This window comes from Fructilactobacillus sp. X8R1C1, from assembly GCF_059900945.1.
In genome coordinates, this window is record NZ_JBWXVH010000001.1 from 346535 (window position 1) to 358805 (window position 12271).

At 37.9% G+C, this 12271-nt stretch carries 10 protein-coding genes, 8 tRNA genes and 1 riboswitch; of the genes, 2 read left to right on the plus strand and 16 right to left on the minus strand.

Translation table 11 applies throughout. From position 1 onward, the window contains the following. Nucleotides 1-61 precede the first annotated feature (61 nt). Nucleotides 62-1249, minus strand: coding sequence for a methionine adenosyltransferase (gene metK, locus AC6UD1_RS01825; RefSeq protein ID WP_500693622.1), 1188 nt, complete (start codon nt 1247-1249; stop codon nt 62-64). Next, a riboswitch (SMK box riboswitch) is annotated at nt 1247-1328 on the minus strand. It overlaps the preceding gene by 3 nt. Nucleotides 1329-1433: 105 nt before the next feature. On the opposite strand from metK, the gene AC6UD1_RS01830 reads away from it, so the two are divergent. Beyond that, nucleotides 1434-2129, plus strand: a complete 696-nt coding sequence (locus AC6UD1_RS01830) for a hypothetical protein (RefSeq protein ID WP_500701007.1) — start codon at nt 1434-1436, stop codon at nt 2127-2129. A 37-nt stretch (nt 2130-2166) separates the two neighbouring features. On the opposite strand, the gene AC6UD1_RS01835 is transcribed toward AC6UD1_RS01830, so the two are convergent. The 7 genes from AC6UD1_RS01835 to AC6UD1_RS01865 all read right to left on the minus strand — a co-directional run bounded on the left by AC6UD1_RS01835 (nt 2167) and on the right by AC6UD1_RS01865 (nt 10004). Next, entirely contained in the window at nt 2167-2904 is a 738-nt protein-coding gene (locus tag AC6UD1_RS01835) for an amino acid ABC transporter ATP-binding protein (RefSeq protein WP_500701006.1), read from the minus strand. Further along, on the minus strand, nt 2904-3620 hold the full coding sequence (locus tag AC6UD1_RS01840) for an amino acid ABC transporter permease (RefSeq protein WP_500693619.1): 717 nt from the start codon (nt 3618-3620) through the stop codon (nt 2904-2906). The genes AC6UD1_RS01835 and AC6UD1_RS01840 overlap by 1 nt, the downstream gene beginning before the upstream one ends. Nucleotides 3621-3644: 24 nt before the next feature. Further along, nucleotides 3645-4424: a transporter substrate-binding domain-containing protein gene (locus AC6UD1_RS01845; RefSeq protein ID WP_500693618.1), complete on the minus strand. Its 780-nt coding sequence runs from the start codon at nt 4422-4424 to the stop codon at nt 3645-3647. 314 nt (nt 4425-4738) lie between these two features. Further along, entirely contained in the window at nt 4739-6040 is a 1302-nt protein-coding gene (locus AC6UD1_RS01850; protein ID WP_500707159.1) for a uracil-xanthine permease family protein, read from the minus strand. Nucleotides 6041-6269: 229 nt separating this feature from the next. Continuing rightward, the gene (locus tag AC6UD1_RS01855) at nt 6270-7325 is read right to left on the minus strand and encodes a zinc-dependent alcohol dehydrogenase family protein (RefSeq protein WP_500699551.1); all 1056 of its coding nucleotides are present in this window, start codon (nt 7323-7325) and stop codon (nt 6270-6272) included. A 77-nt stretch (nt 7326-7402) separates the two neighbouring features. Further along, the gene (codA, locus tag AC6UD1_RS01860) at nt 7403-8638 is read right to left on the minus strand and encodes a cytosine deaminase (RefSeq protein ID WP_500707160.1); all 1236 of its coding nucleotides are present in this window, start codon (nt 8636-8638) and stop codon (nt 7403-7405) included. Nucleotide 8639: 1 nt separating this feature from the next. Next, entirely contained in the window at nt 8640-10004 is a 1365-nt protein-coding gene (locus AC6UD1_RS01865) for a purine-cytosine permease family protein (RefSeq protein ID WP_500707161.1), read from the minus strand. Between the two features lie 745 nt (nt 10005-10749). Here AC6UD1_RS01865 and AC6UD1_RS01870 point away from each other — a divergent pair. Further along, a complete protein-coding gene (locus AC6UD1_RS01870; RefSeq protein ID WP_500695751.1) occupies nt 10750-11283 on the plus strand; it encodes an Ltp family lipoprotein in 534 nt (177 codons plus the stop codon). A 190-nt stretch (nt 11284-11473) separates the two neighbouring features. Here the strand turns inward: AC6UD1_RS01870 and AC6UD1_RS01875 are convergent. The 8 genes from AC6UD1_RS01875 to AC6UD1_RS01910 all read right to left on the minus strand — a co-directional run bounded on the left by AC6UD1_RS01875 (nt 11474) and on the right by AC6UD1_RS01910 (nt 12269). Then, a tRNA-Leu gene (locus tag AC6UD1_RS01875) sits at nt 11474-11558 on the minus strand. 30 nt (nt 11559-11588) lie between these two features. Continuing rightward, nucleotides 11589-11659: transfer RNA gene (locus AC6UD1_RS01880), tRNA-Cys, on the minus strand. Between the two features lie 56 nt (nt 11660-11715). Then, nucleotides 11716-11788: transfer RNA gene (locus AC6UD1_RS01885), tRNA-His, on the minus strand. Between the two features lie 14 nt (nt 11789-11802). Further along, nucleotides 11803-11873 (minus strand) — tRNA-Trp (locus tag AC6UD1_RS01890). Between the two features lie 10 nt (nt 11874-11883). After that, a tRNA-Tyr gene (locus tag AC6UD1_RS01895) sits at nt 11884-11966 on the minus strand. A gap of 6 nt (nt 11967-11972) precedes the next feature. Then, nucleotides 11973-12045: transfer RNA gene (locus AC6UD1_RS01900), tRNA-Phe, on the minus strand. Between the two features lie 68 nt (nt 12046-12113). Beyond that, nucleotides 12114-12188 (minus strand) — tRNA-Asp (locus AC6UD1_RS01905). 8 nt (nt 12189-12196) lie between these two features. Then, nucleotides 12197-12269 (minus strand) — tRNA-Val (locus tag AC6UD1_RS01910). Nucleotides 12270-12271: the final 2 nt, after the last annotated feature.

Sequence of the window (12271 nt, forward strand, 5' to 3'; positions counted from 1 at the left end):
ATTTCATCATCTTTCTATTTGATACAATAAAAAACGACCATTGAAGGTCGTCATTTAAATCCTATTTAAAATAATTTTGTAGCTCTTTTACCTTATCGGTATGCTCCCATGGAAGATCAACATCCGTTCTCCCAAAGTGACCATAAGCAGCCGTTTGTTTGTAAATTGGTCGCTTTAAATCAAGCATCTTAATAATTCCAGCTGGCCGCAAGTCGAATACTTTTCTAATGGCAGCGACTAACTGATCGTCTGAAACTTTTGAAGTTCCAAACGTATTAACTGAAATTGAAACTGGTTCAGCAACCCCAATGGCATATGCCAACTGAATTTCAATCTTTTTTGCAAGTCCAGCCGCAACAATGTTTTTAGCGATATACCGCGCTGCATAACTTGCGGAACGATCAACCTTAGTTGCATCTTTCCCAGAAAAAGCACCGCCACCATGATGAGCTGCCCCACCATATGTATCAACAATGATTTTTCTTCCAGTCAATCCGGCATCGCCAACGGGTCCACCAACCACAAATTTTCCGGTTGGATTGATTAAATACTTAGTGTTCTCATCAAGATACTTAGACGGGATCGTCGTTTTGATAACCTTCTCGATAACATCTTTTCGAATCTGTTCTTGAGTAACATCAGGATCATGCTGAGTACTTAAAACCACGGTATCAACACGCTTAGGATCATCATTTTGATCGTATTCAACCGTTACTTCCGCTTTGGCATCCGGTCTAAGATAAGGAATAGAATCATTTTTACGAAGCTTAGAGAGTTTCTGCATTAAATGATGACTCAATGAGATTGGGAGTGGCATTAACTCAGGGGTCTCACTGTCTGCATAACCAAACATAATTCCCTGGTCCCCAGCACCAATCTTATCAAGAGGATCGACGTCTCCACCACGAGTCTCAACCGACTCATCAACTCCCTGCGCAATATCTGGTGACTGTTCATCAAGTGAAACTAACACAGCAACACTGTCTGCATCAAATCCGTATTTAGGATCATTATAACCAATTTCACGAATTGTATCTCTAACAACTTTTTGAATGTTAACATAGGCACTAGTTGAGATTTCACCAAACACCAATACAAGCCCTGTAGTAACTGAGGTTTCACAGGCAACTCGTGCATCTGGATCTTTTTTTAAAATTGCATCCAGGATTGCATCACTAATTTGATCGGCAACTTTATCCGGATGACCTTCTGAAACTGATTCAGAAGTAAATAAACGCTTTTCTGACATTCTTATTCCCCCTATTGTTTGTGGTTACAAGGCAACTTCACTCTTCGTGAATCCTATCGGGAATCTGCTCATAACTTTATAATAATAACATATTCGCAAGTAATTAAAAAGCACACAAAACCTCCATTGAACAAATTTACATAATTGATTAACATGGATTTATTAATACAAAAAGGACAATATTATGAAAACTTTTATTGAAAAAAATCAAACGACCTTACATGCCCTAATTCTTACGGTATTCATCATCTTGAATACACTAATATGGCTCTTTGCTTCGCAAGTAGACTTACTATCAGTACAATGGAATACCAGACTGGTGGTGCTAATCCTATCAGAGTTTCTTTGGTCGGCTTCCCTTCTACTTTTCATCATTCGTTATGATCCGAGGATCAATTTATTTCTCAACGTCATCCCAGTGTTATTAGCGATTGTCTCCTTGTTTCCCATCTTATTAATCATCCTGTTTGTCATCCTTGGAATCACCAACATCATTGTAATGATGCCCAAATTTAAACTCGAAAATTACTATGGACTGGTTTGCTTTTCCTTTTTAAATTCAATTGCTCCGGTCATTTCTTTTTGTTATCTCGATAACCAATACCTAGAATCAAGTGTCCTCGTAAACGTTGGAATTCTATTTTGCTTATACTGTTTGTTCTTTGTTCCGTTCTTTAATCACCGACTTGAAACTAAATTAAACTTTATCTTCATTTTAATCTTTGCAGCGCTTCTGCTAGCAAATTTTTCCTTATTAAAATGTGCGATTTTAATTGCTTTAGTATTAATCTCATACGGAATTCAAATTTTCAGCGAAAAAGAAACCCCAGAAAATTGTTTACTTTCATTTATAATTATTGGATTAGCAGCTTTCATATAAAAATGAGGACTTCAAAATATGAAGTCCTCATTTTTATTTACTGTAAAGAAATTGCATCTAAAAATTCTTTGATTCTTGGAGATGGGTTATTAAAAAATTCGTCCTTTGATCCATCAAAAATCTTCTCCCCATTTTCGATGAATAACATTTTATCAGCAGATAATTTAGCAAACTCAATGTTGTGAGTAATCATAATCATTGATTGTCCCTGATCAGCTAGCTCTTCCAGCATTTCTAAAACTTGCGTCTCTAACTCTGGATCAAGCGCACTGGTAGGTTCATCTAATAAAATGTACTTAGGTTTGACCGCTAATGCCCGACAGATCGAGATTCGTTGCTGCATCCCACCAGATAATTCATCGGGATAGAAATTAGCATATTTTTCAAGCCCAACCCGTTTCAATAGTTTTTCTGCGTGGGCTACCGCATCTTTTTTCGCAATCTTATGAACGTGGATTGGTGCAGCCGTAATGTTATCAATCACCCGTAAATTAGGAAAAAGATTCCAATTTTGAAAGACCATGCTAGTCTGTGCTCGTAATTTCTTACTCTGTTTACTAGTAATCTTATTCGCGTAGTTTAAGGAAAAATTAGGAAAACTGATAACACCTGAATCGGGATGAACCAACAAATCCAGTGAACGTAGTAAGGTTGACTTTCCAGAACCAGAAGGACCAACAATTACGGTTGTTTTTCCCTCGGGAAATTCCGTACTAATTTTATCTAGAACGGTTTTCCCATCGTACTTTTTTACAATGTCTTCAATCTTAATCATTAGCCTTCATCCCCCTTTAAGTATCTTGAAGAACGCTTTTCGAGATAGTGTTGAAGGATCGTTAAAATACTGCACAAAATAGCGTAAAGAGCGGCTACTTCTGTGTACATAAGTAGTGGCTGATAGTTGTGCGCCGCAATTTGTTGACTAACCTGAAACATCTCTGTGATGGTAATCGTACTTGCAAGAGAGGTATCCTTAACTAATCCAATAAATTCATTAGATAGTGGAGGAAGTACGATTCGTGCTGCTTGTGGTAAAACAATGTACCACAGGGTTTGAGTGGTGCTAAAACCCAGAGTATATGCAGCATCCCATTGATCTTGGGGAACAGACATCAGAGCTGACCGAATGGTTTCCGAGGCATAAGCACCAGTATTTAACGAAAACCCAATTATTGCTGCCGTAAAGGCCGGAATTTCAAAATTAAAACCGGGAATGAAATTTTGCAGATTCGGTAAACCAAAATAAATAATGAACAACTGAACCAACAATGGAGTGGAACGAAAAGCCCACACGTATACGTCTGCAATGGCTCTAAAAATGCCCCACATAACTCTAACAAATGCATTCCCATGTGGTTTTAAAAACTTTATCAGTGCGGTAACAATCGCAAGAATTAAACCAAAAAAGAATGAAATAATTGTTAGTGGAATGGTGTATTTAATCATTGCCTCTAAGAGACTCGGTAATGATGAAATGATAATGTCCCACATAATTCTTTAAGCTCCTAACTAATATTATTTATCGGTAATATTCTCTCCGAAGTACTTCATTGATAATCGTTTCAAGGTACCATCTTTTCGAAGTTCATTAATTGCTTTGTCCATCTGTTTATTTAACTTAGCAGACTTCTTGTTCATCATTGGAGCAATTTGACTTTGTGGAATAACATTAGTTGGAACTAGTTTAGCTTGAAGGTCAGTATTCTTATGACTTGCATACCAACTTTGCCATGCTGGTTGAGCATTTAAGGCACCAACAACACGACCTTGATCAATCATTTGCATTGAAGTATTAAAGTCTGGTGAAGTAACTGGTTTAGCATGCAGCTTTTCGGCGTTATTCCAGTTATCAGTCCCAGTACCTTCAGCGACCTTTTTACCCTTAAAGTCTTGAGCATTTTTAATTGGTGAATCTTTCTTAGTAATCATGATTGCCTTTGAATAAATGTATGGAGTGGCAAACCGATACTGCTTTTTTCTAGCTGGATTAATTGCCATATTGTTAAAAATAACATCGTAAGAATTAGAATTGAGTCCCTGAATTAATGAATCCCATCCAGTTAACTTGTATTGAACCTTCATCCCCATCTTTTTAGCAACATCATTAGCCAAATCAACTTCAAAGCCGGTTAACTTACCGTTCTTATCCTTGTAAGAATACGGAGCATAAGTTCCTTCCATACCAACCGTCAAAGTCCCAGGCTTTTTAGTCTCAGATTGTTTCCCACATGCGGTAACGGTAAGAGCCAACGCGGCCACTCCTGTTAGTAAAAGTAAAGGCCATCTTTTCTTCATAATTAAAATCCCCATTCATTAAAATATATTGTGCAAAATTAACTAACTCGCTATGTTTATTTTACTCTAAAAATTTAAACAGACAAGTAACTTTTTCATGATGCTACCTCCTAAATAATCACAAAAGAACACAAAAAAGAGGACTGGATCCACCAGTCCTCTCATAATTATAATAAATTAATATCATTTATAGAGAAACCTTTGAGTGCATACCAAAAGTGTTGTCAGATTTTGTCAAATCTTTTTTACAACAACATGGTTTACACATAATTAGTTTCTCCCTTCGTGTTCTTTAACATAAAATCATAATATTACTATTTCTTTACTGGGTCAATAGATTGATCTTCAAGATCTGGATCATCATGTTCGTCTTTTGGTAGGAGAAGGTTCAAAACGATTCCAATCACAGTTGCTAAAGCCACTCCAGTAAACTGGAAACTTCCAATTTGAATGTATGCATTACCAATTCCAATTACCAAGATAACCGACGCAATCATTAAATTGCGTTTCTTATCCATGTCCAATTTATTGTCAATCATCACTTTGACACCATTAGCAGCAATTGTCCCAAATAGGAGAAAACTAATTCCACCAATAACTGGGAGCGGCATTTGCATGATTAAAACATTTAACTTATTCACGAACGCAAAGATCATGGCAAAAATCGCTGCTCCGATTATGACCCAAACACTGTAAACTTTGGTAATTGCCATGACTCCAATATTCTCACCATAACTAGTTACCGGTGGTCCACCAAGAATTCCGGCTGCAAGCGAAGCGGCTCCATCCCCAGCAAGCGTTCGATTTAAACCTGGATTCTTAAAGAAATTCTTGTGAGTCATTTCGCCGAGTACCATCAAATGACCCATGTGTTCGGTCATCGTAACAAAAGCGATTGGAGCCATAATCAAGATGGCATTCCAGTCAAACTTGAAGCCTCGCTCGGTACCAATGATATGAAACGGAGGCATTTTAACCCATGGAGCAGTGGCAATTGCGTGAATATCAACTAATCCACACGCCATTGAAATTAAATACCCACAGACAATTGCCAATAAAATCGGAATTAATCCCAAGAATCCCTTTAATTTAACGTTGAAGAAAATTGCTAAAAACAAAGTGGTCATCGCAATTCCGAAGAAAACCAAGCTATACTTTCCATGATCCATCATTGCATTTTGGGCAGCACTCCCTGCAAGTGATAGTCCAATCACCATTACGATCGGCCCTACTACCACTGGTGGTAGGATCTTATCAATCCAATCGGATCCAATAAATGAAATGATCGTAGCCACAACCACATAAACTAAGCCGACCGCAACCACTCCTTGAGAAACTCCTGAAATTCCAGTCGTTTTCATAAGTGCCATCATTGGAGTGACAAAGGCAAAACTAGATCCCATGTAAGCGGGAATTTTCCCCTTAGTAATTAAAATATGCAGTAACGTCCCAATTCCTGAAGCAAAAAGTGCAATACTTGGGCTTAAACCGACTAACAATGGAACAATTACTGTGCTGCCAAACATTGAAAACATGTGTTGCAAGGAAAGTCCGACCCATTTTAGTGGTGATGGACGGTCATGAATTCCTAATACATAGTCCTTTTTCTGAGACATTTATACTGACTCCCCTTCTCTAATAAAAAAAACTGCTGTCCAAGGGACAACAGTCTTCGATTAAATAAAGTTTTACAGTATCACTTTAAAATTCGAAATCTTGCTGCCTCACTGGACACGCTTAAAGATTTATTTAATTGAAATGATATATTTTTTATGATTGTTTGTCAATAAAATCTCCAAACGAAAAGGTTTATCGTTTTGGCATCACTTGTACTTTACTTATAAGCTAATTACTCTCTAACCCTACGTTTAAAACACAAGCACCTTTCAAATCACCTTTAGCAACCCTTTTCAAGGCATCATCCGCCTTTGAAAGTGGAAATTCAGTAACGTCAGGTTCAATGTGTAAACGATCAGCTAAAGTCAAAAACTCTTCGCCATCACTTCTCGTATTACTTTCAACACTCGTTAAGTTCTTTTCGTGAAAAATATGCTCTTCGTAACTCATCTGAGGGATATCAGTCATATGAATTCCAGCTAATGCTAAAGTACCTCCGGGAGCTAAACTTTTCAACGCATTAGGAACAGCCTCACCGACTGGTGCAAAAATAATCGATGAATCTAGAGGAACGGGCGACATATCATATGTGTTATTGACTGATTTTGCCCCAAGTGACAAGGCAAATTTTTTGGCATCTTCACCTCGTGTAAAGACGTGAACGTCAATTCCCTGATCAATCGCCAATTGCGCGGTGATGTGAGCAGACCCACCAAAGCCATAAATTCCAAGGGTACCACCAGCTGGAATGTTAGCACGTTCAAAAGCCCGATACCCAATGATTCCAGCACAAAGCAGTGGGGCTGCTTGAAGCGAATTAAACCGTTCTGGAATTCGATAAGCAAATCCCTCTGGAACGGTTGTATACTCCTCATAGCCACCATCATGATCCCATCCCGTATATTTAGAATATGGACATAGATTTTCTCTACCAGAACGACAATACTTACATACACCACATGTTTTCCGTAACCATGGGATTCCGATTCGATCACCAATTTTAAATCGACGAGTATGGGGACCATTTTTAACTACTTTACCAATAATTTCATGTCCAGGAGTTAGATCTTTTTTATGGACTGGTAAATCACCCTCGGTAACGTGTAAATCCGTGTGACAAACTCCACACGTTAATACCTTAACCAAGACTTCACCATCACCAGGTGCTGGAACGTCTTTTCTAACATATTTTAAGGGAGATTTCCTTCCGTTAATCGGTCCAGGTTTAACAATTTCCCAAGCATTCATAGTTTTAGGGATCTCGGTATTAGCTTCTTCTACCATTATAATTGCCTCCTCAATGTAATCTTTACGTTCATCATATCACAAGGAAAATGAAAGTGAAATACACTGACTAAAACCTAATCAAAATGAGTTTGAACTTCTTCTGGTTGTTTTTTAACCAAAATTTTCCCGTTTCTAATCGAGTATAAAAGCGTTCTTCTTTCGTTAATTTCATTATAAAAATTATCTGTATCAAAGATTAAGAAACTAGCGGGTTTCCCCTTCTCAATTCCATAATGATCACTAACATGTAAAGTTTTAGCAGCGTTGGTAGTAACAAATTTATATGAATCCATAATCTGATGATACCCCATCAATTGACTCGCTAAAATACCAACGTAAAGCGCATCCAGCATGTTACCGTTCCCCATTGGATACCACGGATCTTTTACATCGTCCTCTCCAAACGAGACGTTGATTCCATGCTTTAAAAGTTCCTTGACTCTCGTTAGACCACGTCGTTTAGGGTAAGTATCAAATCGACCACCCAAATGCATATTAACTAGTGGATTGGCTACCATGTTAATCTTTGACATCTTAAGAATTCTCATCAACTTATCGGCATATGCATCGTTATACGATCCAAGAGCCGTTGTATGACTTGCAGTAACCCGATCACTTAGTCCTGATTCATACGCCAAAGTAGCTAGAACTTCCAAATTTCTGGAATTGGGATCATCAATTTCATCGCAGTGAACGTCAACAAGTTTGTCATATTTTTCAGCTAAGTTCATCAAAAACGTTAGTGAATCACGCCCATAATATTGATTAAATTCGTAGTGGGGAATTCCACCCACGGCGTCAACTCCCATTTTGACAGCTTCTGTTAGTAAATCTTTGCCATGTGGAAATGATAGAATCCCATCCTGTGGAAAAGCAACTAATTGGAGATCAATAAAACTAGATACCCGCTCCCTTACCTCAAGAAGTGCTTTAAGAGCGGTAAGATTGGGATCAGTAGTATCAACGTGACTTCTAACGAACTGAATTCCATGTTCAGCCTGATTCTTGAGCGTTTTAATGGCGCGCTCCTTAACGTCTTTTTCAGATAAGCTTTGTTTTCGCTCAGACCAAATTGAAATACCCTCAAATAGAGTTCCACTTTCATTAAACCCGGGTTCACCGGCTGTCAGAGTCGAATCTAAATGGACATGTGAATCAATAAATGGTGGAATAATTAATTTACCATTCGCATCAATCACCTCTTCTTTAGGATCATCAATGTGATCACCAATCTCTTTAATCTTTCCATCTTTAACTAAAATGTCTTGTTTTTTTGTTGAATTCTCAATATATCCCTGTTTAATAATCATTTTATTTGTCCCGTCTTTCTAACGCCCGACCGATAACGTAGTAGAGAACAGCAATAATTGCCATTACAATAAAAGTTGCTCCGATGGTATTTTTAACAATTGCAACATTTTTCAACATTAAGTATAACAAAATTCCTAAAATCCAAAGTGCAAACGCAAACCAATTCACCCCATGGCTATACCAAAACTCTCCTTTCGGATCTCCAAATGATTCCAAACGGTAGTCACGATCATTAAGAAGAAAATAATCTACTAGCATGATGGAGATGATTGGACCTAAAAACATCCCAATATAATCAAGGAAGGCCGTAAAAGCAGAAAGAAAGCTTCCACTTAAAAGTGGGGTAAAGGTTAAAATCATCGCCACCACGGTGACAATCAACAACGACTGTTTTAATGTCAATTTATGATACATATTCGTTAATGCTGATCCAGCCGCCTGTAAATTAACAGCATTAGCAGTCATACTGGTTAAGACAATCACAATCATTGCAATCATTCCTAGACCCAATTTATTGGCCACTGTACTTGGATCAGAATTATTGGGATCATAGACTCCAGACGTAATGGCAATACTGATGGTAGTACATAATCCGATGGATGCAAAACTGACTGCCCCTAGTAAAGCTCCAAAAAATGGTGCACTTGTTGAAACACGCTTTTTATTAGTAAATCTAGTAAAATCAGCTCCACTGGTAACCCATGCCAAGTTAAACGCAGCCAGACTATCAATTGCTGCTCCAAACGGCATTCGATCCTTTTTGGGAACCATATAATGAGCAAGTTGGGTAAACGAAACATCTCTAAACACTACCAAGACTTCCCATATTACAAAGACAATAACTAGAATAATTCCAACTCTTTCAATAATTCTAATGGATCGTTGTCCTGATATAACACTAAGAATATGTAAAATACTCATAACCAGAATTCCGACAACTAAACCGAACGTTCCACCAGGCTTCCCAAAGATTGGCCATCCAAAGAATGAATTAAAAATATAGGATAATGAAGTTGCCGCAATAAAAGTATTAACCGCGGTCCAACCCATAAACATCACTAAATTGACAACCGATGGGATCATGCTTCCCCTGATTCCAAATGTCGCCCGACTCAAAGTTGTCGTCGATAAACCCGTTTTATACCCCTCATATCCAATTAAACTTAGAAACAGATATGAAATAATTGAGGCAATCACCAAAGCACTAAAACCGCCCCATAAACCACAAGCGGCAATAATACCCCCAATAAACCAAGTTCCATTATTAGCGTTTGCTCCAAACCAGTTAGCAAACATATCCCAATAGCTCATGTTGCGTTCGTTCTTTGGAATGGGATGAACTTCGTACTTATTTTCGTTTTCCATTTTTTCCTCCCTTGAATTAAAATGATAACCAAAATTCACATTGAACCAATTATAGTAATTCTTAAAGTGATTTAAAAGCTAAATTTAGCTATGAAAATGATGATTGGATTATAAAAAAGAAGAGTGTATCATAAGTACTAGTTCAATTAAGGGGTTGATCAATATGCTTGGGAGACGTGAAGCAAGACTTAAGCGTGAAAAGTTACGATTAAAAAAACAAAAGTTAAAGCTTAAGAAACAAAAATTAAAATTGAGAAAATTAAAAATAAAACTTCGAAATAAACGAAAATAGGGATCACCAAATGGTGATCCCTATTTCATCTTAATGCATCAATTATCATAATTAGCTTAGCCATCAAAAAACAGGTCTAAGTCCGGGCAGTTAATAAATTAACAACAATGAAGGATCAACAGAACCTTAATGTACCCGGACTCATCCCTGCGCTATTAGTATATGTCAGATCAGTGTTACTTAGCAAGAAGAAAGCTTAATTACCTGACCTCTCCCTCAATCTTTGCCGCGTGTACGATGGAATAAGGAACGTCAACTATTTTGACAAAACTACTTTATCATCAATAATTATGTGTCAGCAACTAAAGATTAAGTTGATGATTTTTTTATTTATGCTACTTTGATATACTAAATAGGTAGTGTTTCGGGTGTTATTAAATAATAAATAATCAGTATGATTATAAAATACGTCCAAAACCGATTGACGTTAAAAGCTAATATAAGGAGTTTGTTATGGCAAAGGAAAAACAAAAAAAGAAATGGTATAAACGATTCTGGGTTTGGATCATAATTGCAATCATCATACTTGTAGTAATCTTCGTTGTTGGAAGTAACAGTGATAAAAAGAAAAGTAGTTCTGCAACATCGGACAGTCAAACATCCCAAAAAGTAAAACTAGAAAGTTCGTCTAAAACGGCGTCGGCAATTTCAACAACTGATAGCGCAAACACTGAGAGCAATAATGCATACAATACCGCTAAAAGCTATATGGAATCTGTTCCAATGTCTAAGAAGCGTTTATACACTCAATTAACATCACAATCTGGAAATAAATTTAAACCAGAAGCGGCTCAATCGGCCGTTAATAAATTCAGTGATAAAGATTATCAAGAAAACGCGGTTAAATCAGCAAAAAACTATTCGAAAGAACAACATTTATCAGCTCAACAAGTTTACGATCAGCTAACCTCTGAAGCTGAGGGATACACCCCTGAACAAGCTAAGTATGCCATTAATAAAAACAACTTAGGTCAAATTAACCAATAAAACATAATAAGATAAAAAGTCATTTTACGATGGCTTTTTATTTTGGTCATTTTATTTCTAACACGTATTTAAAGGGTATGATCCACTTAAAAATTAAATAAACTATACACAGTAAGATCAGAGTATAAAAAAAAGAACGTTGTTATGACAACGTTCTTGATTTGCTAAGATAAGCTATATAACTATGTTATACCGGAGGTGGGGTTCGAACCCACACGATCGCAATGATCACTGGATTTTGAGTCCAGCGCGTCTGCCAGTTCCGCCACTCCGGCATGCTAATGATTGCTAAAGCAGTAAAACAAAGGCGGTAACCGGATTTGAACCGGTGATGAAGGTTTTGCAGACCTCTGCCTTACCACTTGGCTATACCGCCATAAAGGCACTAACCTTAACAACTGCCCTTCCCTACTGGAACCAAGCAATCAAAAGGGCGGTAGGTGGGAATCGAACCCACGCGTGTCGGTACCACAAACCGATGTGTTAACCACTTCACCACTACCGCCATAACATCATAAACAGGGATAGTAGGAATTGAACCCACATCAACGGTTTTGGAGACCGGTATACTACCGTTGTACGATATCCCTATAAATAAAATGGAAGGAAGTGGATTTGAACCACCGAACCCGAAGGAGCGGATTTACGGTCCGCCGCGTTTAGCCAGACTTCGCTATCCTTCCATATAATGGCGCGGGACAGAATCGAACTGCCGACACACGGAGCTTCAATCCGTTGCTCTACCAACTGAGCTACCGAGCCATTGTCTTTTATGACATTTATAATAATAAAACTATTTAATTAATGTTGCAAGGGTTACCCACAACAAACGGTCCGTACGAGACTCGAACTCGTGATCTCCTGCGTGACAGGCAGGCGTCCTGAACCAACTAGACCAACGGACCATATGTTATGGAGGATACAGGGATCGAACCTGTGACCTCCTGCTTGTAAGGCAGATGCTCTCCCAGCTGAGCTAATCCTCCAA